The sequence below is a fragment of the Salinicola peritrichatus genome (assembly GCF_003206715.1).
GTDB lineage: Bacteria > Pseudomonadota > Gammaproteobacteria > Pseudomonadales > Halomonadaceae > Salinicola > Salinicola peritrichatus.
Genome location: NZ_PZJU01000042.1, coordinates 17,072 through 38,807, shown reverse-complemented (window position 1 = coordinate 38,807; position 21,736 = coordinate 17,072). Strand labels below are relative to the sequence as shown.

The following is a 21,736-nucleotide window of genomic DNA, read 5'->3' as shown; positions in this document are numbered from 1 at the left end:
ACGCTGAATAAATCGGCGAGCAGGATGAAGCGCAAGGCGCACGGAGCGCAGGAACCGGAGCCTATGGGGTATAGGTGAGGATTCCGACCGGGCTGGCGCTCCAGTACCGCGCAACGCAGCGATTCGCCTGCGCAGACATTTATGCAGTGTTTCCTTTGGAGGTTGCATGCAACGCGAGCCACGTGACTGGCTGACATCTTGCCGCGTCTATCTGCGGGCGCCGGTGGTGACACTGCTCTTTCTGGGATTTTCGGCCGGCCTGCCCTATCTGCTGGTGTTCTCGACATTGACGGCATGGCTCGAGGACAGCGGCGTCGAGGTCGCCGCCATCGGCTTCTTCAGTTGGGTCGGCATGCTCTATTCGATCAAGCTGTTCTGGGCGCCGATCGTCGATCGTGTGCGCCTGCCGTTGCTCGGGCGCATGCTGGGCCAACGGCGAAGTTGGATGCTGTCGGGCCAATTGCTGATCGCGGGTGGCCTGTTCGGGCTTTCCGGGGTCGATCCGCTCGGGCATCTGCCGCTGGTCGCCGGTTTTGCGCTGCTCACCGCCTTCGGCGCGGCGACCCAGGATATCGTCATCGACGCCTACCGCATCGAATCCGGCGAGCCCGAGATCCAGGCCGCCATGGCCTCGACCTACATCATCGGCTACCGCATCGGCATCGTCATGGCCGGCGCCGGCGCGCTCTACATCGCCGATGCCGTTTCCTGGTCGGTGGCTTATCTGAGCATGGCGGCGCTGGTCGGCATCGGCATGCTGACGGTGCTGATCCGCCCCGAGCCGCCGCGGCCACAGAGCCTGGCCATCGTGTTGCTCCATCCCCGCGTGAAGGAATTTCTGCGCTCGAGTGCCGGACGCAGCCACTGGCAACGCCAGGCCGGTGCGTGGCTGATCGCGGCGGTGGTCTGCCCGATCAGCGACTTCTTCCAGCGCTACGGACGCCTGACCGTGATGCTGCTGGTCTTCATCGGCATCTATCGCATCAGCGATATCGCCATGGCGGCGATGGCCAATCCGCTCTATCTGAGTCTGGGCTTTTCGAAAAGCGACATCGCCAGCGTCACCAAGGTATTCGGCGTATTGATGACCATCGGCGGCGGCGTGCTCGGCGGGTTGCTGGTGGTGCGCTACGGACTGGCGCGCATGCTGCTCATCGGTGCACTGGCGGTCGCGTTGACCAATCTGCTGTTCGTGGCGCTGGCGGTCGGCGGCGACGATATGGGACTGCTGATCGTGACGATCACCGGCGACAATTTGGCCAACGGGCTCGCCAGCACCGTGTTCATCGCCTTTTTGTCGAGCCTGACCTCGCGCACCTATACCGCCACCCAGTATGCGCTGTTTTCGTCGCTGATGACGCTGCCGGGCAAGTTCATCGGCGGCTTCTCCGGGGTGGTGGTGGCCGACTTCGGCTATGCCAATTTCTTCATCGTCAGTTGCCTGATCGGCCTGCCGGCAGTGGCGCTGGCCTGGTGGCTGGGACGGCGGCTATCGTCGATCGACGACCCCGAACCCGTTGGGGAAACGTCCGTACGCAGCAGCTGACCGGCTGGCACCCTTACATGGAACAGGCTTGCCGTGACAACCACTTCAGCGCGCCCTCGGAGGCCACCCACTGATCGCGCATCAGTTGGCGATATTGCCAGGCTTCCGCTCGCGTTCCCGGCTCTGGCATGTCGTCACCGAGCCGGGCCGGCCTGGGCCGGTCCTCGCACAGCACACGGACGATATAGGGGTTGGACGAACACACCTCTCGCAGCACGGCGAGGGCATCGTCATGCCGAGACAACCGATAGAGCGCCAGTACCCGTCCCATCTGCACACCCAGCATGTCGGCGCCTTCCGGCCCCTGCTCGCTGACCGCCAGCGCCTGCTCGTCGCGGCCCTCGCGCAGCAGTTGATCGATCACCAGCTCGCGCAGGCCGAGGCTATCCTCGACATCCAGCGCCAGGAGTCGCTGCGCCAGCTCACGCGCCCGCTTTCCGGCGCCTCGCTCCATGCCGATCACCAGCGCCAGGCCCGTGCGCAACAGCGTGGCGTTGTCGGCGTCATGCCAGGAGAAGGTCCCTCCCGCTTCCTCCAGCTGGTTCAGCCACACGCCATAGCGCTCTGCCAGCGGCACGAAGAAGACGTCGACCATCCACGGCAGGCTACCGAAGCGACTCGCCAAGGCCAGGGCCAGCGCTTGCATGACACGCGGCGCATCGAGCCATTCCGGATTGGCGCACAGCGCCTGCAGCCACTGCGGCGCCGTGTGCCAGGGATCGCCGAGAAAACCCAGCGCGGCCTCTTCGTCGATTTCGATCTCGCAGGCCTCGATCCAGCCGGCGTAAAGCGACGCTTCGCGTGCGCTCGGCTCGTAGAGCAGCGCGCCATCCTCCGCGCGCGACAGTGCCAGCCGCGGCGGACGATGCCGGGTGTGCAGCAGCGCCTGCAGCGCCGTCAACGGCCCGGCCAGCATCTCTTCGGATTGAATGACCTGCTCGGCCAGCGTCGTCTCCGGGTCATCGGCCAGTTCGGCAATGAAATCGAGCTGATCCGGATCGAGACTGCGCTGACGCGCCAAGCGCCGCCACCAGAAGGCGGCACGCTGGCGAGCCTTGCCCACGTTGCCCTCGTGCAGCAGCACCATCGCTTCGATGTAAGCCAGTGACGGCGAGTCAGGCAGGGTGCGCTGGGCACTCTGAAACGCCTCGCGGGCGCTGGCGAGATCGCCGCTGTCCAGGTGCATCAGGCACAGGCGTTCGAGTGCGGCACCCTTGAGGAAGTTGGGACCGTCGCCTATCACCCGCTCCAGCAGCGCGGCGCGCTTACGGTAGAAGCCGCGCTCCTGATAGAGATCGACCAGGATCTCGAACGCCGGTTCGATCTGCTCCTCGAGCGCCGCCCAGTCACGCTCATCGTCAAACAGCGATTCCAGAATCTGCTGCGCACGCCCGTTGTGTCCGCTCTCGGCGGAGACGATCCCCGCCTCCAACAGCGCCTGCGCCGGCGCCTTGCGGCTTTCCAAGGCGGCCCTCAATGTCTCGCCGCGCCATTCGCGCAGCGACAGCATCCACATCAGGTGGCTGGGTATCGCGCTCGGCATCTCGACGCGCGCGCAGCAGTCACTGTAGAGCCGCCCGGAATCACACCAGCAGGGTTCGTCGCGCTTGGGCTCCGCCAAGGGTTCGCAGTCGAAGTGACGCCGCACCAGCGGTGTCTGGTTCCAGATGATGGGAGCCAGAGCCTGCGCCAGATCGAGACTGCCGCCACAATGTTCGGCGCCTTCGGCTCGGGCCCATGCCATCATTGCCGGATAATGTTCGTTGGCGCGAATCGCTTCGAGGGCACCGCTGGCGTACCCCAGCAGCTGTTCGACCCAAGCAGTCAGCATGGCGTTCCTCCCGGGAGCCTGAATTGGGTTCATCGTAGCACGCCGGACAACAACGCTGGCGACCGCCACCGCGGGGTGCTAAGTTACCGCCGCTCGCCCTATTCGATGTCGCCTGCAAGGAGCGCTCGTGCTCTCGCCGATTCCCTTTCGACGCCGCTCCCATCCAACCGCCAGCGATACGCCGCAGGTCCGTCTGGAGCGGGAAGGCCGCAAAGAGATCCGGCGTATCACCGCCGCCGTCGAGAAGGTCCCCTGGACCATCAGCCTGCTACAGATTCTATGGACCGCCGGCCCGGTCACCCTGCTCGGCGCCTGGGGCGGTTACTTGCTGGGCTACGGCAAGGCGCCGACGTTAGAGAACTACATCTTCTTCATCTCGTTCACGGTGATCACCGGCGCCGCCGGAATCATCGCCAACCTGCTCCATCAGCTCACCGGCGGCGGACGGCTGGAACGCACCTCGAAGCGCATAGAGCGGGTCATCAAGACATTGCCAGAGTTGCTGCTGGCGACCCGCAACCTGATCGTCGAGAGTCTCGAGGGCGATGCCCGGCGTCGGGAAGCCGCCGCCATGCTGCTGCGCAAGCAGGATCTCTCCCCGGAAGGCGTGGAACTCGCCGCCCTGGAACTGCTGGACGACCCCGACGCCGCCCGCCTGATCGGCCAGATCGACGTCTACCGCCGGGTCGGCCTGCACGCGCGCATCAGCGATCTGGTCGAGCTCTACCGCGACCGGATCGAGCCGCATTTCAACGAGCTGTACGAGTTCGCACCGCAGGCAATTGCGCTGCTGCGCGAACGCTTCGAAGGCCATGCACCGGACCCGCGCTACGGGGTACCGCGGGACGAACACTTCATCGAACGCGTGATGGCCGCGATCGAAAACGACAACGACCTGCTGATGACGCTGCAGGATGTCGAGGAGATGGTGATCCTGGCCTTCGAGCTGATCAGCGGTCGCGAGATTCCCGTGCTCTCCTTCGAGTATCGCGGCCGCTGGAAGCTGGCCCGCGCCTTCGACAACCTGGAAGAGGCCCGCGCGCGTCACCGTATCGCGCAGGCCACCGGGCTGTCGCGCCTCAAGGCGCTGAATACGTATCTGACCGAGCAGTCGACCACCTACGTGGCGGAGAGCGTATCGGGGCAGCGCGCCGAGGCGCTGCTGACGCACAGCGTGGCGGCGATCGACGAATTGAGCGAGCAGATCCATGCACTGGCGCACGCCATCCAGGCCGGACGCAGCGACGACCGCCAGGCGTTGCGTGAAAAGGCCGAGGTGCTGACCAACGCGATCAAGCTCTACAAGAGCGTCTCCAGCGCCTACGAAGCGGTCGGGCGCAGTCATGCCCACCGCCTGCGCATGACCGAGCGCTGGGAAGCCGTCAGCGCGGAGCTCTCCGACAGCTCGACGCGTCTGCGTCTCGGCCCCGGCCGGCGCGGCCTGCGCATCCGCGAGAGCAAGATCGCACTGAACGATGAAGCCAAGGCGGAAGTGTGCAAGCATCTCGGCCGCTATCTGGAAAAGGCCAATATCGGCACGCTGCGGGATCGCCTGCGCCAGGCCGAGCGCGATACCCAACTGAGCGTCGGCGTCGACAGCGCCAAGCGGGTGGCGGTGGAGATCTTCCTCGCCCTGGAGCCTCATGTGCATCTGTCGCGGCCGGCGGTGCAGCGTGCCATCAACAGCTCCAATGCCGCCGATTTCGGCCAGTTGGAGCCGAATCTGTCGGCGGCCGCCAAGGCGGCGATGGGCTCGGCGATGGTGCGCGAGATCGAGACCGATCTGTCACGCACGGCGGAATCGCTGGCGCTGGCGCTGGTGCGCCACTACCGGGTGGCGCTGGAGCCCGAGGCGATGGCATTCCTGCAACGCCAGTACGGCGCCCGCGAGGCCACGCTCACCATGCTGACCAATCTCAATCTGGAGCGCAGCGAGACGCCCAGCGTCAGCTATCTCAGCCTGGCGCCGCCCGCTGTCGGCACACCGCATCGCCAATGGTATCGTGCACTGGTGCGGGCACGCCGCCACCTGGAGTAGTCACGACATGCGTCTGATCGTCGCCGAAAAGCCGAGTCTCGCCCGCGCCATCGCCGAGGCCCTGCCCACCAAGGCAATCCGTCGCGAGGGTTATCTCGAAGCCGGCGACACGCGGGTGAGCTGGTGTCTCGGCCACTTGCTCGAACAGGCGCCGCCCGAGCGCTACGACCCGAGATACAAGCAGTGGCGGCTCGATGACCTGCCGATCGTCCCCGAACGCTGGCAACTGGTGCCGAGAAGCCAGGCCAGAAGCCAGCTCACGGTATTGCGCAGGCTGCTCAAACAGGCCGACAGCGTGGTCCACGCCGGCGACCCCGACCGCGAGGGGCAGCTATTGGTGCAGGAGGTGCTGGATCATCTCGGCTGGCGTGGCGACGTACAGCGGCTGCTGGTACAGGATCTCAACCGTCCCGCCGTCGCCAGGTCGCTCGCCCGGCTCGAGGACAACCGTCGCTATCAGCCGCTGTTCGCCGCCGCCGAAGCGCGTGCCCGCGCCGACTGGCTCTACGGCATCAATCTGACCCGCGCCTGGACCCTGATCGGCCGCCAGGCCGGCTTCGACGGCCTGCTCTCGGTGGGCCGCGTGCAGACTCCGGTACTCGGCCTGGTGGTGCGCCGCGACCGCGACATCGCCGCCTTCGAGCCCAAACCTTTCTACATACTGTGGGTCGACCTCCAGGTCGCTCAAGGCGAATTACGCGCCTGGTGGCAACCCGGCGAACACCACCCGCTGGATGGCCGGTCTTTTGATGAACAGGGCCGCCTGCTCGATCCACGCCCGGCGCAAGCGCTGGCCGCACGACTGCCCGGCACCCAGGGCCGGCTCGTCGAACTCGACCAGCGGCGCAAACGCCAGGCCGCGCCGCTGCCCTATTCGCTGTCGGCGCTCCAGGTCGACGCCGCCCGCCGCTTCGGGCTTTCCGCCAAGCGCGTGCTGGACACCTGCCAGACGCTCTACGAGCGCCATCGGTTGATCACCTATCCGCGCTCGGACTGTCGTTACCTGCCCGCGGCGCATCATCGCGAGGCGGCCCAGGTGCTGACGGCGGCATGCCGGCACGACGATACCCTGCGCGGCTGGGCCGAGGCCGCCGATTTCGGCCTGCGCTCCAAGGCCTGGGACGATGCCAAGGTCGGTGCCCACCACGCGTTGTCACCCACCGGCCGCCCGGCGGATATGGACAAACTGAATCGCGACGAGGCCAACCTGTTCCGGCTGATCGCCCGCAACGTGCTGGCCCAGTTCTATCCGCCGCTGGAGACCTTCGAGGCCCAGGCGACCTTCGAGATTCTCGACGAGCGCTTCCGTGCCCAGGGCCGCGAGATTCTTCAGCCCGGCTGGAAGCCGCTGTTCACCACCCGCGACGAAGTCCCGGCGCTGCCGCCGCTGACCCGGGGCGAGACCGCGACGGTTGCCGATGCCGGCACCGAGACGAAGGAGACGCGGCCACCCGAGCCGTTCACCGATGCCAGCCTGATCAAGGCGATGATGAACATCGCGCGCTATGTCGAGGACCCGGCGGTCAAGCGCACCCTGCGCGACACCGATGGCCTCGGCACCGAGGCGACCCGCGCCGGGATCATCGAAACGCTGCTGACGCGGGGCTACCTGGTCCGCGACAAAAAAGCACTGCGCGCGACCCGCACCGGCCATGCGCTGATCGACTCGCTGCCGCCGGCGGCATCACGTCCGGAGCGCACCGCGCTGTGGGAACAACGCCTGTCGGCGATCGCCGAAAACCAGGATGCGCCCACTCCCTTCCTCGAAGCCCTGATCGGCGATCTGCGCCAACTACTCGGCCAGGCCAACGCCGGGCAACTGAATCGCGCCCTGCAAGACGCCCGCCTGGGCCCGGCTCCCGAAGCACCGAAATCGCGCAAGGAAAAAAGCAAGGGCAGCATGCCTCGCCGCCGCCGGAGCAAGCGCGCCGCCGGCGAAAACGGCAACCCACCGGCGCGTCCGCGTCGAAGCTCCCGGAGATCGTCATGACCCAGCCTTCCAACCCTCCCGTCCTGACCGATCGCGCCTCATCCTGGCTGATCGTCGGTGCCGGCGCCCTCGGGCAACTGTTCGCGGCGCATCTCGCCAGCCAGCGGGCGGTGACGCTGCTCGGACGGCGCGACGCGCCATCGACGCTCGGCTATCTTACCGCCGAGGGGGAACAGCGACGGATCGCGCTACCCCGCCTGCGGCTGCGGGATTGGCGCCCTTCGCCGCCCCCCGCACTGGTCATTCTCGCCACCAAGGCCCACGACGGCGAAGCGGCCCTGGCCGAACTCGAGCCCCGGCTCGACCCGACGACGCCGTTACTGCTGCTGCAGAACGGCTTTCGCCTGCAGCCACGCCTCACGACATGCTGGCCAGGTCCGGTGCTCTGCGCCTCGACCACCGAAGCCGCCTACCGGCCAACGTCTCCTTCGACCTCGGGGGAGCCCGCCGTCGACGTGGTGCATGCGGCTCGTGGGCATACCTGGATCGGCGATCTCGCGGGAGAGCACGCCGAACTGGCCGAGCGGATAGCCGAAACGATGAATGAAGCGGGTCTGGCAGCCAGCGCTTGCGCCGACATTCGGCGGCGCCTGTGGCACAAGCTGGCGATCAATGCGGTGATCAATCCGCTGACCGCCAGGTATCGCATTCCCAACGGCGAACTCGCCCACCCGGCCCGGCAGCGGGAAGTCACCGCCCTGGTCGGTGAAATCTCCCGGCTCATGGCGGCCGAAGGGATCGAACCGCCCGAGGCCGGCTGGATGGCGTTGGTCCAACGGGCGATCGGGAACAGCGCCGCCAACCAGTCCTCGATGCTCCAGGACGTGCTCGCCGGGCGACCGACCGAACGCGACGCGATACTCGGCCCGCTGCTCGAGGCCGCCGAGCGCCATGCACTCGACGTTCCCGCGCTGCGCGCGCTGTATTCCTCGACGCCAGGCTGATACCGCGCCGGCGGATGTCATTGCATTCGCGTCATGCACCGCACGCCGGCAACGGCCCGGCCCGGTTCATGGGGTCTTGAAGCGGATATGCGTACCGCTCCACCACAGCTGACGGTCGGCGTTGGCGGCAACCGCTGCGATCCTGGCGGCGTTGGGGGCATCGACATCGCGCATCCAGTCATGGGCCTCTCGTTCGCTGCGTCCGAACCGCATGTGGCGGGCAATCAGCCGTTGCTCACGGAGTTCGGCATCGACATCGAGGAACCAGATTTCGTCGATCAATGCGCGAACCTGCGGCCACGGAGACTCCTCCAGCAGCAGATAATTGCCTTCGGTAATCACCAATGGCGTCTCCGGCGGCACATCGATACTGGCGGCGATCGGTTCCTCGATTTCGCGGTAGAAACCCGGCGCGTAGACCGTCTCGCCACTGTCACGACCCGCACGCAAGCGGCTTAGCAGATCGCGATAGCCATGTGCATCGAAGGTATCCACCGCGCCCTTGCGTTCGGCCCGTCCGAGCCGCGCCAACTGACGGTTGGAAAGATGAAAACCGTCCATCGGCACGACCCGCGCTTGATCGCCGAGCGCCGACAGCAGCGCCGCGGACAAGGTGCTTTTGCCGGCCCCCGGCGCACCGGCCAAACCGAGAATTCGCCGCCTGGATGCATCGATCAGGCCACGGGCGGCGTCCACGACCGGCGCGTCGATGTCGATCGATATCAGCCGGTTGCCGTCGTCGTACGGCGCTTGAAGATGAGACGGTTCAATCTCCCGGCGAGTCACTTTCCACCCGCCGACGAAGCGTCTCGAGTTCATCCATCAACTCCAGCGCCAGCGCCGCCCCCGCGAGATTGACGCCGAGATCACGCTGCAGTCGCCTGACCACCATGACCCGCTTGAGGCTACCGCCGTAGAAACGCCACTGCTCACGACGCCGACCTACCGGGGTGATGATGCCTTCTTCAACCAGCTCGATGACCCACTCGGCATGTACCGTGCAGGCACGGCAGAGTTCGCCCAGCGTCACCATCGGCGTTTCGTCAAGGTTTTCGCCCTCGAGTCCTTGCGTCGCAATCGACCGATCGAATGTCATGATGCCTTAACCTCCCATTCCGGAACGCGGATCGAACGCCGTGGCTTCCGCCAACTGACGATAGGCCGCTTTCGCCGACTCGGAATCCGCCGGGGGCAGCACGATATCGAGCACCACGTAGAAATCCCCCGGCGGCTCACCGGGAATGCCCCGCCCCTTGAGACGCAGGCGCCGCCCCGCGTTCGATCCCGGCGGGATCTTGAGCTCCACCGGCGCCTCCGGAGTCGGGATCTGGACCGTCGCGCCGAGCGCCGCCTCCCAAGGGGCAACGGGTAGTTGGAGGGTGACGTCGCGGCCCTCGACCCGATAGTGCCGATGCGCCTGGAACTCGATCTCCAGATAGAGATCGCCGGCGGGGCCGCCGTCGAAGCCGGGACCGCCCTGGCCGCTGAGGCGGATGCGTTGGCCCTGCTTGACGCCCTTCGGGATGCGCACATTGAGCGCGCGCTGGCGCGGCTGGACACGGCCCTGCGCATCGACCTCGGCGCTCTGCAGCGTGATTGCGCGCGTGGCGCCGTGATAGGCATCCTCGAGTTCGATCATTACCTTGGCGTGGTGATCCTCGCCGCGCAGCGCCTGCGAGCGGCTGCGACGGTATCCGCCAGTAAAGCCGGCGGGATCGAATCCGGCATGGCCGAATCCCGCATCGCGATATCCCCGGCGCTGGCCGAACAACGATTCGAAGAAGTCGCTGAAGGCGGCGGCGTCTTCCTGGGTATAACCACCGCCGCTGAACTCGAATCCGGCATCCCAATCCGGCGGTGGCCGAAACTCCTCGCCGGCCTGCCAGTTTTGACCGAGCTGGTCGTAGGCGGCGCGCTTCTCGGGGTCCTTGAGTACCTCATAGGCCTCGCCGAGTTCCTTGAAACGCACCTCGGCATCGGCCTCTTTGCTGACGTCGGGATGATACTTGCGCGCCAGCTTGCGATAGGCGCGCTTGATTTCGTCCTGAGTGGCGTCCCGTTCGACGCCCAGAATCGTGTAATAGTCCTTGAACTCCATGCCACGCTCCCAGAATCGGCGCAGGAAAGCGGCCCGGCCCGCCGCGCGGGCCGCCGCCTATCGGTTATATCGCATCCGGCCAACGAGGTGTTAGCCGGTATTGCGAAGCCCCGCCGCGATCCCCGCCATGGTCACCATCAGCGCCCGCGAGAGCTCCGGGCTGAAATCGCCACCGGCATCGCGATTGCGCTGCAAAAGCTCCGCCTGCAGGCCGTGGAGCGGATCGATATAGGGATTGCGGACTTCGATCGCCTGGCGAATCAGCGGCGTCTCCTGCAGCAGCGTGCGCTGATCGAGTATCCGCAGCAATACCTGCTCCAGGTCGACGAGCCGCTGCCGCAGCAATCGGCCCAGACGCTCGAGCGTCGGGTCGTCGACCAGCCGATGCTCGTAGTAGGCGGCGATCTGTGGATCGGACTTGGCCAGCAGCATCTCCAGCATGTCCAGATAGGTGCCGAAGAATGGCCAGTTGGCACGCATCTCGCGCAGCCGTTCGAGCCCGCCCGTCTCTTCGATCCGCGCGGCAAAGGCCTCGCCGCTGCCCAGCCAGGCCGGCAGCATCAGACGGGTCTGGGTCCAGGCGAAGATCCAGGGAATCGCACGCAGCGTTTCGATACCGCCTTCCTGACGGCGCTTGGCGGGGCGCGAGCCCAGCGGCAGTCGACCCAGCGCGCTTTCCGGCGTCACCGCGCGGAAATAGGCCACGAAGTCGGGGTTCTCGCGCACCACGCCGACATAGGCGCGATGAGCGATATCGGCGAGGCGGTCCATCTCCTCGCGCCAGGCCGGACGCGGCGCCGGTGGCGGCAGCAAGGTCGCCTCGAGTACCGCGCAGGCGTAGATCTCCATCGAGCGCAGGGCGATCTCCGGCTGACCGAACTTGAAGCGGATCATTTCGCCCTGCTCGGTCACGCGCAGGCTACCGTTCACCGAGCCCGGCGGTTGCGACAGGATGGCGGCGTGGGCCGGACCGCCGCCGCGACCCACCGTGCCGCCACGACCGTGGAACAGCGTCAACGCGACCCCGTGCCCGCGGCACACCTCGACCAGGCGTTCCTGAGCGCGATACTGCGCCCAGGCCGCGGCGAGCTGGCCGGCATCCTTGGCGGAGTCCGAATAACCGATCATCACTTCCTGATAGTCGGCATAATGCCGATAACCCGGCAGCTCGAGCAGCCGGTCGATCACGTCGCCGGCACGCTCGAGATCGTCCAGGGTCTCGAACAGCGGCGCGATCGGTAGCTGGACATCGCCACCCGCCTCTTTCATCAGCAGCGCCACCGCCAGCACGTCGGAGGGCTGCCGGGCCATCGAGATGACGTAGGTTCCCAGCGCCTCGCGATGTTCGCGGCCGATCACGCGGAAAGTGTCCAGCACTTCCCGCGCCTCGGCCGAGCATTCCCAGCGGGGCGGAATCAGTGGTCGCGGCGAGGCGAGCTCCGCCAGCAGGAAATCCTGGCGCGCCGACTCGCCCCAGTCGTGATAGTTGCCGATACCCAGATATTGCGTCAGTTCCGCGAAAAACTGCGCATGGCGGGCCCCGTCCTGACGCACGTCGAGTTTCGCCAGCGTGACGCCAAAAACCGTCACTCGACGCAAGGTATCGAGCAATACTCCATTGGCGATGGTCTCCAGACCGACGTCGCACAGCGAGCGATAACAGCTCAGCAGCGGTTCGAACAGCTGTTCGCGGGTTTCGATGATTGGTTCATCGCCGACCGGTGCGCCATCGAGACGCGCCCAGGCCCAGTCCCGAGTTGCCTCGAGCCGTGCGGAAAGCCGCTTGAGCAGCGCGCGATAAGGTTCGGCATCGCGCTCGGGGTCGTCCCCGACCTCGGCCTTCAAGGCAGCATTCGCCTTCCACATCGACAGCTCGGCCTTGAGCTGCTCCAGGTCGCGCAGGTAGAGATCGGCCGCCATCCAGCGGCCTAGCAGCAGGACTTCCTCGGTGACCTTGGCGGTGACATTGGGATTACCGTCGCGGTCGCCGCCCATCCACGAAGCGAAACAAATCGGCGAGGCGCCCAACGGCAGTCGCTCCCCGGCGTTCTCCAGCAGCAGCGCATCGAGGTCGCGGTGAAATATCGGCACCGCCTGCCACAAGGAGTTCTCGATCACCGCGAAGCCCCACTTGGCTTCGTCCACCGGCGTCGGCCGTTCATGGCGAATTTCGTCGGTATGCCACGACTGGGCGATCAGTTCCTCCAGTCTGCCCTGCGCGCGCTGCAGGACTTCGGGGTGATCCGCGCTGCTCTCGATGACCCGCAGACAGTCATCGATGGCGTCGTATTTCTGGATCAGCGTGCGCCGGATGACTTCCGTGGGGTGCGCGGTCAGTACCAGCTCCACCTGCATCGTCGCTAGCGCATCGACCAGCTGACGCGGCGTCTTGCCCGACGCCGCGACACGCTTCAGCAACTCGCCGAGATCGGGCTGGGTGCCGGGCTTGTAATCCTCTACCCGACGAAAGCGGGCGCGATAGTGCTGCTCGGCGATATTGGAAAAGTTGAGGAACTGGTTGAAGGCCCGGGTGACCGGCAGCAGTTCCGATTCGGGCAAGGCCCGCAGGTAATCGATCAGCTCACGCCGGTCGGCCTCGTCGACGCCCTGGCGCCCGCGCTTGGCCAGAGCTCTGATGGTTTCGATACGGTCGACGAATTCAGTGCCGAGATCCTTGGCGATGGTTCGGCCCAGACTGTCGCCCAGCAGCCTCACGTTGTCCCGCAGCGATTCGTGCAGCGATTCTTCATGGTCAGGACTCATGAAAGATTCCCCAGGCAGGCCACCGATAATAGCGCAATGATTCGCCCCCTAGGGAATTAGCATAGTCGCCGTCACGTGCCATCGACCAGGCGGCTAGCGGAGCCCGAGCATAACGAGGCTCGGGTCCGCCAACCGCGCCTACTCTAAACGGCGAACAGCTACATCGCCTCCATCGCACGGCGCACGGCGACCGCCTGGCTGTCGGGAATCTCGATATCCTCCCATCGCACTACCTCGCCCTCCGCCACGTCGCGCTTGAGCGCTACCCGACTGGCCAGCCCGATCGGCAGTGCACCCATGGCCAGCGACTCCTCGGCGCGCATCAGCCGTCCCCATACCGTGAAACCGCCTTCGCCATCCAGTTTTTCGCCGGCTGTCAGCCCCTTCTTGGCTACTGCTACCACGTCCGAATGGAAAGCACGCGACACCCCCGTTGCCTCGCCGCGAATCACCGCGCTAGCGACGCTGACCCCCAATTCCTGCCCGATCAGATGGGAGGGGCGAAACAGCGAAGCGTAGCGGCCGCTGTCGTCGGTATTGACATGGTATTCATGGAAGCAGCGACGTGCATAGTCACCACGCCGGTCACTATCCATCGCCTCGAAAGTGATATAGACCCCCCAGCGCAGATCGTTGAACACATGGCGGCCATCGCGTTCCTCGCTGGAAACCACTTCCACCATACCCGCCCGCTCCAGCAAGCCCCCTTCGCTCCGTGGCTTCAGTACCCGCGGCAGATCGTGACAGCCGCAGGGCGGAAACATTAGCCCTGACTCAGGCGCCGCCAGGCCGGTAGCGTTGGAGATTGCTGCCATCTCGATGGCCGACTTGGTGCCGTCGAGGAAGGAGTTGAACATCTGCGGGTTCATGCCACCGGCACGCGCCTGCTCGGGTGTCAGGCCGTAGTAATCCCAGATGGTGTCAGGGGTCGACTGTCGGTAGTGGGGTAGGAACTTGGTGCCCTTACCGGCCGCCACCACCGAAAAACCGCAAGTACGTGCCCAATCCACCATTTCGCATACCAACGCAGGTTGATCGCCGTAGGCCATGGTATAGACCAGCCCCGCCTGCTCGAAGGCGCGGGCCAAATAGCGGCCGGCAAGCACATCGGCCTCGACGTTGACCATCACCATATGGCGGCCGTGCTCCGCCGCCAGCAACGCATGACGTATACCGGCCGCCGGATTGCCGGTGGCATCGATCACCACATCGAGGCCGGAAGCCGCGATTAACGTTTCGGCATCTTCGGTCAGGCAGGTAAGGCCCTGTTCGAGCGCTTTCGGAAACGAATCCGTTACCACCCGCTCCGCTTCCCACCCGGTAGCGGCCAACGCCTGTTGGGCGCGCTCAAGGGAGAGATCAGCGATGCCCAGCAGTTGCATGCCGCGAATATGGCGTACCTGGGCCAGAAACATTGAGCCGAATTTGCCGGCACCAATCAGACCAACACGAATGGGCCGGTTGTCGTTTTCACGCGCGATCAGACGGGTATAAAGATTCATTATAGTATCCTTATTGCAGGGTAAAGAGAGGGACGTAGGAGACCAACATCAGCACGAGGGCGGCGGCCAGATAGAAGGGCCACAGCTCGCGGGCAACGCTGCCGACATTTCTTTTCGCTAATGCCGCAGCGATGAACAGCGTGGTGCCGACCGGCGGGGTAAATAGTCCAATGGCGAGATTGAGGGTCATCATCACACCCAACTGGACGAGGCTCAGGCCGATGGCGTTGGCCAGCACCACGAACAGCGGTCCCAGCAGCAGAATCGCTGCCGACAAGTCAATGAACATTCCCACCAGCAGCATGATGACGTTCATCAGCGCGATAATTTTCCAGGGCTCGCCGATCGACGAGAGCGCCCACTGCGCGATCACGGCGGGAATGTTCTCCGCCGTCAACACGTAGCTGACTACGCTAGAGGCAGCGATCACCAGCATTACGACGCCGGTGGTGGTAACGGTGGCGATGATACCGGCCAGTAGCGATCGAAGGCTCAAGTCGTGGTAGAACATTCCACGCACCAGCAGCGCGTAGGCCACCGCAGTCACGCTCACCTCGGTAGGAGTGGCAATCCCCAGGCGCAGCAGCAGAAGGATCATGATCGGCAGCGCGATGGCCGGTAGCGCCGATATCACCATGACAAACACCTCTCGCCGACTGCCGACAACCCGCGACACAGGAAAGTGCCGAAAACGGCCTAGCAGGTAGCAGATACCCATCATCAGCACGGTCAGCAAGAGACCTGGAATCACTCCTGCTAAGAACAGCTCAGCGACCGAACTGTTGGAGATAGTGGCGAAGATCAACAGCGGAATGGAGGGCGGGATCAGCACCGAGATGATCGAAGAAGAGGCGGTAATCGCGCCGGAAAGCGCCGGAGGGTATCCCTCACGCCCCATCCAGGGAATCATCACCGCGCCCATCGCCGAGGTGTCGGCTACCGCCGAGCCCGAAACCCCGCCGAACAGCGCCGAGCCCAGCACATTGACCTGCCCCAACCCACCGCGAAAGCGCCCCACCAGTAGCGAGGCCAAGCCGATGATCTTCTGCCCCATGGCGCCGCTCATCATCAGTGCGCCGGACATGATGAAGAAGGGAATAGCTACCAGGGTAAAGTTCTGCATCGGGCGAAACAGGTTCATGACCACGATGTTGGCTGGCATGTCGCCAAGCAACACCACGGCTCCCGTGGCCCCTAACAGCAGCGCCGCTCCGATAGGCACGCCAAGCAGCATCACGGTGAAGAAGAGCCCCATCATCAAGGTTGTCATGGGACACAATCCTTCCCCGTCAAACGGGAAACGCAAACGGTCGTATCCGGGACTACCGTGGGTACCAAGAGCGCACTGACTCCTTCCAGCAACGCACCGAGTGCCAGCAGTCCAAGCCCCAACAACAGCGCGCCGTAGCCCCAGCCCTGGGAAATACCGAGTAGCGGGTACTGCATACCGCCAACGATCTGCAGTACCAATACCACCTGCCAGCTCAGAAAGGTGTAGAGGACAATCATCAGCACACAAGAGGCAATCGCCATCAGTCGTCGACTGGAGGCAGCGACTCGCTGGGTCAACGCTTCCATGGCGATGTGCTGCCCTGTCAGACCGGCTACGCCGAAGCCAGCACATACCAGCCATGGAAATAGCACCCGCGGCAGTGCCTGCATCCAACTGCCCAATGGCAATTCGAAATAGCGCGAGATGACCGCACCCATGATGACCACAAACAGTGCAGTGGAGGCAATTACTCCCGCTGCGACGGCCACTAGATACAGCATTCGCCGCAAGGTATCGACCGCCGGCCACCGGCCGGCAACGACACGCTGTCGCTCGCGGGTAGTCACTGTCGAGCCTCCTCGGCGGCGGACTCGATCAGACTACTGAAGTCGGGATATTGCTTCTCCCACTTGTCGTAGACCGAACGGGTCGATGCTCGGAACTCGTCGGCATCGACTTTGGCGACCTGCACTCCGCTATCCCGAATGGTGTCTATCTGGTCGGCCTGCTGCTCCTGCATCAGGTTACGCTGATAACCGAGTGCCTCCTTGGCTGCCTGACGCATCCACGCCTTCTCCTCATCGGAGAGTGTATTCCAGATAGTGGCGCTGGCCATGAAGGGCAGGATTTCGTACTTGTGATTGGTCATCGACAGGTAATCCTGCACTTCATAGAACTTCTGTGAGTAGATGTTAGCGATGGGATTCTCTTGGCCATCGACCACCCCCTGCTGCAATGCCAGATAGGTTTCGGAAAAATCGATGGGGGTCGGGGTGGCGCCTAGAGCGGCAATGATGTCCTTGCCCATTTCGTCCGGCGGGACGCGTATTTTCAGTCCTTGTAGGTCGTCAGGATGTTCGATCGGCCTGACGTTGTTGGTAATTTGACGCAGCCCGTTATCCCAGTAGCCCAGCATCACGATGCCGTCTTCCTGCGCTTTCTCCGATAGTCTCTCGCCGACCTTGCCATCCATCACTCGCCAAGCCGTTTCTACATCGCTGAAAAGAAATGGCAGACCGATCATGTTGGCTTCGGGTATCACCGTGCCCAGCGCTCCCTGACTGCTAATCGATAGCGCTAGCGAGCCGAGCCGGATCTGCGACAGCATCTGGTGGTCGTCACCCAATTGGGCATTGCTACTAACATTGATCTGTAGATCGCCATCGGAAAGTGCATCGATGCGCTTGGCGAAGAAGAGTGCCGCTTCGTGGCGAGGGTTGGACTCGGTAGCGCTGTGCCCCAGACGCAGGGTTTTCGCCTCGACGGCCGCGGACTGGGCGGCCAAGATCGCCAGCACACCAATCGCTATCGTTTTGTTGAGCATAAGTGACTCCTGGATTTCAGGGATTATTTGTACTTTGGTCTGTTATACTTATGTCTATAAGTTGCTGTTTTTAGCTGTTTTTTATTTATACAACATACTCGTTGGCGACGATTTGAAGCACAATCGACTTTTTCGCCTAGAGTTTTTAAGGAAAGCTAAAAATGACAATTCCCTACCGCGCTATCGCCATCTTTCACTCAGTTGCCTACAACGGCAGCCTGACTGCGGCGGGTGCAGAACTGAGCATCACTCCCTCCGCAGTCCATCAGCAGATTCATCAGTTGGAGGCGCATCTGGGGGTCAAACTCTTCAATCGGAGCGGCAGGAAAATCACCCTGACCGAAGTGGGGGAGCAGTACTATTCCGACATCGCGGCCGAGATCGTGCAGATCAAAAGCACTACGCTAAAATTGAAGGGATATCGGGATATCAAGACATTGAGTATTCGTGCGGCGCCGACATTCGCCGCCCAATGGCTTAACAGGAAAATTCGGGGTTTTCTGAGCGAGAACGACGATATCGAAATCCACCTCGACGGCAACAGCGAGCCGCCTCACTTTCTCGACGAGCGGGTGGATATAGATATTCGCTACGGTTCCGGAATCTGGAGCGGACTTTACATCGAACCGCTGATCGAGGACGACATCGTGCCGTTATGCGCGCCACAGACCGCCGCAGCCGCCAGTTTGACGCCCGCCGATCTGTTCGATTTTCGCCTGATTCACTCGATAAAGAACATGATCCACTGGGATCATTGGTTCACGCAGGCGGAAATTAAGCCTCCCTGGCGCTGGCAGCGCATTCTGTTCGACCGCGGCCATATGGCTCTCGACTTCGCGGCCGAAGGAGGCGGTATCGCGCTGGAGGGCAAACGGATGGCGCAGCGCTATCTCGATGAGGGCAGGCTAGTGTGTCCGGTCAATGGCCCGCCCTCAATACAGCGCCATACTCATTGGATCGTCTGCCCCTATCAAAATCTTCGCGTGCCCAAGGTCAGGCGCTTCGTTGACTGGCTGAGGCGCGAGGCGAGATAACGCAAGGCGGGAATGCCTGAGATAGATCCCTCTCGCAGACTCTTCCCCTCACCACTCAACCGTGCCTCTTCACACGCTTGGCCGCCTGCCAGTGACGTTCCATTTCCTCCAGCGAAGTTTCTGCAAGCGACCGGCCCTCGATATTCACCGCACTTTCGACATAACGAAAACGCTGCTCGAACTTCCGGTTGGTACGCCGCAGTTGCTGCTCCGGATCGCAGCCGAGCCGGCGGGCGAGATTGACCGCCGCGAACAGCAGGTCGCCGACTTCGCTCTGGGCGTGCGCCCGATCACCTTCGGCCAGCGCGGCCTCCACCTCCGCCAGTTCCTCGCGAATCTTGTCGATCACGCCGTCTTCGTCGGGCCAGTCGAAACCCTGAGCGGCGGCACGCTTGCTCAACTTGGCGGCCCGGCTCAGGGCCGGCAGCGCGGCGGGAATGTCATCCAGCGCTGAGGGCTCGTCATTCCGCGCTGAGGGCTCCTGCCCCGCGGCGCGGCGAGCCTCGCGCTCCTCGGTCTTGAGCGCTTCCCAGCGCGCCTTGATCTCGGCCTCGGCGACGCTGCCGTCGCCGCGCCGGGAATCGAGCGTGCCGTCGGGAAAGACGTGCGGGTGGCGTTGCAGCATCTTGGCGGTCAGGGTATGCACCACATCGTCGAAGTCGAAACGCCCTTCTTCCCGACCGAACTGGCTGTAATAGACGACCTGGAACAGCAGATCGCCCAACTCGCCGGGCAGTTCATCGAACGCCCGCCGCTCGATGGCGTCGGCCACCTCGTAGGCCTCTTCCAGCGTATGCGGCACGATGGTCTCCCAGCGCTGCTTGAGATCCCAGGGACAACCGTGTTGCGGGTCGCGCAACACCGCCATCAGCGTCAGCAAGTCGTCGAGACCGTGGCGTTCTTGGACCGCATCACTCGGCAATGTCATTATCCCTGGCCTTGTCTCAGTCGCTTGACGTCGATCACGTTGGGCAACTGCTGGATGCGCGAGAAGATTCGTTCCAGCGCTTCCAGGCCTTCCACTTCGAGCATGATGCGCATGCGGGCGATGTTGTCGAGCTTGTCGGTGGCGGTGTTGACCGAGGTCACGTTGACCCGGTCGCTGGAGAGCACGTGGGTCACGTCGCGCAGCAGACCCGAGCGATCCCAGGCTTCGATCTCGATATCCACCGGATACTGGGCGCGCGCTTTCTGACCCCACTCGACGTCGACGATGCGCCGCGGCTCCTCGCTGCGCAACTGCAGCACGTTGGGGCAGTCCTGGCGGTGGATGGTGACGCCGCGTCCCTGGGTGATGTAGCCGATGATCTGATCGCCCGGTACCGGATGGCAGCAGTTGGCCATCGCCGTCTTGAGATTGCCTACCCCGAGCACGGTGATGTCGTCGCTGGGCTCGCGGCCCTGGTGGCGCTTGGGCTTGGTCAGCAGGCGGTCGAGCTGCTCCTGGTCGTCGCTATCGCCGAACAATTGCTGGGCCTGGTGCAGCACCTGGCCGATACGCAGGTCGCCGGCACCGATGGCGGCGTACATGTCCTCGGCGCCGGTGTAGTTGACCGCCTCGGCGAGCCGAATGAGATCGATCCCCTCGATATCGAGACGGCGGAACTCACGGTCGAAGATCGCCTTGCCCTCTTCGATGTTCTGATCCCGCGCCTGCTGCTTGAACCAGGCCTGAATCTTCGAGCGCGCCCGCGAGGTACGTACATAGCCGAGGTTGGGATTGATCCAGTCGCGGCTCGGCGCGCTCTTGGTGGCGGTCAGTATCTCGACCTGCTGCCCGGTCTTGAGCAGATAGGTCAGCGGCACGATGCGGCCATCGACCTTGGCGCCACGGCAGCGATGGCCGATCTCGGTGTGCACGCGGTAGGCGAAGTCAATCGGTGTCGCGACCTGGGGCATGTCGATGACGTGGCCATCCGGCGTGAACACGTAGATGCGATCCGGCGCCACGTCGCTGGCCAATCCTTCGCGAAAATCACCGAGGTCGCCGACCTCCTCCTGCCACTCGAGCACCTGGCGCAGCCAGGCGATCTTCTCTTCGTAGCTGCGGCTCTTGGGATCGGTATCGGTGCCCTTGTAGCGCCAGTGGGCGCAGACGCCGAGTTCCGCCTCCTCGTGCATGGCGAAGGTGCGCACCTGGATTTCGAGCACCTTGTTCTCGGGACCGATCACCGCGGTGTGCAGCGACTGGTAGCCATTCTTCTTGGGGTTGGCGATGTAGTCGTCGAACTCGTTGGGCACATGGTGCCAGCGCGAGTGAACCACGCCCAGGGTGGTGTAGCAGTCGGCGATCTCCGGTACCAGGATGCGCACCGCGCGCACATCGTAGACTTGGGAGAAGTCGATCTGCTTGCGCTGCATCTTGCGCCAGATCGAGTAGATATGCTTCGCCCGGCCATCGACCTGATAACGCTGGATGCCCTGGCGCTCGAGCAAGGTCTTGAGCGTCTCGACCACCTCATGGATATAACGATCGCGATCCAGGCGTTTCTCCGCCAGCTGCTTGGCGATCGACTTGTACTCGGCCTCGTGCAGGTAACGGAAGGCGAGATCCTCGAGCTCCCATTTGACCTGTCCGATCCCCAGGCGGTGCGCCAGCGGCGCGTAGATGTCGAACACCTCGCGGGCGACACGCAGGCGTTTCTCGCGCGAGGCGTCCTTGACCTGGCGCAACACGCAGGTTCGCTCGGCGATCTTGATCAGGGCGACGCGCACGTCGTCGACCATGGTTACCAGCATCTTGCGCAGGTTCTCCTGCTGGTTGTGCTGGGAGAGGCCGTGCTTCGGCGCCTGGAGCTGACTGATCGCCGCCATGCTGAGCACGCCCTCGATCAGTTTGGCAACCTCGCTGCCCATCTGCCTGGCGACGCTGTCGAGACTCAATAGGCCGCGACGCACGCTGCGGTATAGCACCGCCGCCTCCAGTGTCGTCTGATCGAGCTTGAGCTGGCTGAGAATGTCGGCCATTTCGAGCCCGGTGAGCAGGCTCTGGCCGGGAATGGACTCGACCACGCCACCGGCGTCCTTCTCTCCGGCCAGGCGCGCCAGTTCACAGGCCTGGCGCATGCGCTCGGGCGCGCGCAGGCCGATCTCTTCCTGCAGCCGTGTCAACCATGACTCCAGATCGACGCCACCGGCGTCGATCAGCGGCTGATCCTCACGCACTCTGACCAT

The 21,736-nt window shown here is 64.0% G+C and carries 16 protein-coding genes; 5 read left to right on the top strand and 11 right to left on the bottom strand.

The window, feature by feature from the left end; translation table 11 throughout:
* The first annotated feature begins 166 nt into the window (after positions 1–166).
* Positions 167–1,546: an AmpG family muropeptide MFS transporter gene (locus tag DOM57_RS15255; protein ID WP_110650050.1), complete on the top strand. Its 1,380-nt coding sequence runs from the start codon at positions 167–169 to the stop codon at positions 1,544–1,546.
* Between the two features lie 13 nt (positions 1,547–1,559).
* Here the strand turns inward: DOM57_RS15255 and DOM57_RS15250 are convergent, their stop codons facing one another.
* On the bottom strand, positions 1,560–3,377 hold the full coding sequence (locus DOM57_RS15250; protein ID WP_110650049.1) for an SEC-C domain-containing protein: 1,818 nt from the start codon (positions 3,375–3,377) through the stop codon (positions 1,560–1,562).
* Between the two features lie 127 nt (positions 3,378–3,504).
* Here DOM57_RS15250 and DOM57_RS15245 point away from each other — a divergent pair, with 127 nt between their 5' ends.
* The 3 genes from DOM57_RS15245 to DOM57_RS15235 are packed head-to-tail and all read left to right on the top strand — an operon-like array spanning position 3,505 to position 8,349.
* Positions 3,505–5,415, top strand: coding sequence for a hypothetical protein (locus DOM57_RS15245; RefSeq protein WP_110650048.1), 1,911 nt, complete (start codon positions 3,505–3,507; stop codon positions 5,413–5,415).
* A 7-nt stretch (positions 5,416–5,422) separates the two neighbouring features.
* Positions 5,423–7,405 (top strand): DNA topoisomerase III, encoded by a 1,983-nt coding sequence (locus DOM57_RS15240; RefSeq protein WP_110650047.1) that lies wholly within the window; start codon positions 5,423–5,425, stop codon positions 7,403–7,405.
* A complete protein-coding gene (locus DOM57_RS15235; RefSeq protein ID WP_110650046.1) occupies positions 7,402–8,349 on the top strand; it encodes a ketopantoate reductase family protein in 948 nt (315 codons plus the stop codon). Before DOM57_RS15240 ends, DOM57_RS15235 begins: the two co-directional genes overlap by 4 nt.
* A 66-nt stretch (positions 8,350–8,415) precedes the next feature.
* On the opposite strand, the gene DOM57_RS15230 is transcribed toward DOM57_RS15235, so the two are convergent.
* The 8 genes from DOM57_RS15230 to DOM57_RS15195 form a co-directional block, all read right to left on the bottom strand.
* A complete protein-coding gene (locus DOM57_RS15230) occupies positions 8,416–9,168 on the bottom strand; it encodes a nucleoside/nucleotide kinase family protein (RefSeq protein ID WP_110650045.1) in 753 nt (250 codons plus the stop codon).
* A complete protein-coding gene (locus DOM57_RS15225) occupies positions 9,116–9,445 on the bottom strand; it encodes a chaperone modulator CbpM (RefSeq protein WP_110650044.1) in 330 nt (109 codons plus the stop codon). Before DOM57_RS15225 ends, DOM57_RS15230 begins: the two co-directional genes overlap by 53 nt.
* Before the next feature lie 6 nt (positions 9,446–9,451).
* Positions 9,452–10,447 carry a DnaJ C-terminal domain-containing protein gene (locus DOM57_RS15220; protein WP_110650043.1) on the bottom strand — a complete coding sequence of 332 codons (996 nt, stop codon included), beginning with the start codon at positions 10,445–10,447 and terminating at the stop codon, positions 9,452–9,454.
* 90 nt (positions 10,448–10,537) lie between these two features.
* A complete protein-coding gene (gene ppc / locus DOM57_RS15215; protein WP_110650042.1) occupies positions 10,538–13,210 on the bottom strand; it encodes a phosphoenolpyruvate carboxylase in 2,673 nt (890 codons plus the stop codon).
* Between the two features lie 158 nt (positions 13,211–13,368).
* Positions 13,369–14,712: an NAD(P)H-dependent oxidoreductase gene (locus tag DOM57_RS15210; protein WP_110650041.1), complete on the bottom strand. Its 1,344-nt coding sequence runs from the start codon at positions 14,710–14,712 to the stop codon at positions 13,369–13,371.
* A 10-nt stretch (positions 14,713–14,722) separates the two neighbouring features.
* Entirely contained in the window at positions 14,723–15,982 is a 1,260-nt protein-coding gene (locus DOM57_RS15205) for a TRAP transporter large permease (protein WP_110650040.1), read from the bottom strand.
* Positions 15,979–16,551, bottom strand: a complete 573-nt coding sequence (locus DOM57_RS15200) for a TRAP transporter small permease (RefSeq protein WP_110650039.1) — start codon at positions 16,549–16,551, stop codon at positions 15,979–15,981. The genes DOM57_RS15205 and DOM57_RS15200 overlap by 4 nt, the downstream gene beginning before the upstream one ends.
* Positions 16,548–17,528 (bottom strand): TRAP transporter substrate-binding protein, encoded by a 981-nt coding sequence (locus DOM57_RS15195; RefSeq protein ID WP_110650038.1) that lies wholly within the window; start codon positions 17,526–17,528, stop codon positions 16,548–16,550. The genes DOM57_RS15200 and DOM57_RS15195 overlap by 4 nt, the downstream gene beginning before the upstream one ends.
* A gap of 161 nt (positions 17,529–17,689) precedes the next feature.
* Here DOM57_RS15195 and DOM57_RS15190 point away from each other — a divergent pair, with 161 nt between their 5' ends.
* Positions 17,690–18,562, top strand: a complete 873-nt coding sequence (locus DOM57_RS15190) for a LysR substrate-binding domain-containing protein (RefSeq protein ID WP_110650037.1) — start codon at positions 17,690–17,692, stop codon at positions 18,560–18,562.
* A 55-nt stretch (positions 18,563–18,617) separates the two neighbouring features.
* On the opposite strand, the gene mazG is transcribed toward DOM57_RS15190, so the two are convergent.
* Positions 18,618–19,490, bottom strand: a complete 873-nt coding sequence (mazG, locus tag DOM57_RS15185; RefSeq protein WP_110650036.1) for a nucleoside triphosphate pyrophosphohydrolase — start codon at positions 19,488–19,490, stop codon at positions 18,618–18,620.
* Positions 19,490–21,736, bottom strand: coding sequence for a GTP diphosphokinase (gene relA, locus DOM57_RS15180; RefSeq protein ID WP_110650035.1), 2,247 nt, complete (start codon positions 21,734–21,736; stop codon positions 19,490–19,492). Before relA ends, mazG begins: the two co-directional genes overlap by 1 nt.

What these genes read in the sequence shown, in the direction of transcription:
- DOM57_RS15255 (WP_110650050.1), top strand. Translation starts at nt 167, where the DNA reads ATGCAACGCGAGCCACGTGACTGGCTGACATCTTGCCGCGTCTATCTG.
- DOM57_RS15190 (WP_110650037.1), top strand. Translation starts at nt 17,690, where the DNA reads ATGACAATTCCCTACCGCGCTATCGCCATCTTTCACTCAGTTGCCTAC.
- DOM57_RS15230 (WP_110650045.1), bottom strand. Translation starts at nt 9,168, where the DNA reads ATGAACTCGAGACGCTTCGTCGGCGGGTGGAAAGTGACTCGCCGGGAG.
- DOM57_RS15225 (WP_110650044.1), bottom strand. Translation starts at nt 9,445, where the DNA reads ATGACATTCGATCGGTCGATTGCGACGCAAGGACTCGAGGGCGAAAAC.
- mazG (WP_110650036.1), bottom strand. Translation starts at nt 19,490, where the DNA reads ATGACATTGCCGAGTGATGCGGTCCAAGAACGCCACGGTCTCGACGAC.
- relA (WP_110650035.1), bottom strand. Translation starts at nt 21,736, where the DNA reads ATGGTCAGAGTGCGTGAGGATCAGCCGCTGATCGACGCCGGTGGCGTC.
- DOM57_RS15205 (WP_110650040.1), bottom strand. Translation starts at nt 15,982, where the DNA reads ATGACAACCTTGATGATGGGGCTCTTCTTCACCGTGATGCTGCTTGGC.
- DOM57_RS15220 (WP_110650043.1), bottom strand. Translation starts at nt 10,447, where the DNA reads ATGGAGTTCAAGGACTATTACACGATTCTGGGCGTCGAACGGGACGCC.
- DOM57_RS15240 (WP_110650047.1), top strand. Translation starts at nt 5,423, where the DNA reads ATGCGTCTGATCGTCGCCGAAAAGCCGAGTCTCGCCCGCGCCATCGCC.
- ppc (WP_110650042.1), bottom strand. Translation starts at nt 13,210, where the DNA reads ATGAGTCCTGACCATGAAGAATCGCTGCACGAATCGCTGCGGGACAAC.
- DOM57_RS15195 (WP_110650038.1), bottom strand. Translation starts at nt 17,528, where the DNA reads ATGCTCAACAAAACGATAGCGATTGGTGTGCTGGCGATCTTGGCCGCC.
- DOM57_RS15210 (WP_110650041.1), bottom strand. Translation starts at nt 14,712, where the DNA reads ATGAATCTTTATACCCGTCTGATCGCGCGTGAAAACGACAACCGGCCC.
- DOM57_RS15235 (WP_110650046.1), top strand. Translation starts at nt 7,402, where the DNA reads ATGACCCAGCCTTCCAACCCTCCCGTCCTGACCGATCGCGCCTCATCC.
- DOM57_RS15250 (WP_110650049.1), bottom strand. Translation starts at nt 3,377, where the DNA reads ATGCTGACTGCTTGGGTCGAACAGCTGCTGGGGTACGCCAGCGGTGCC.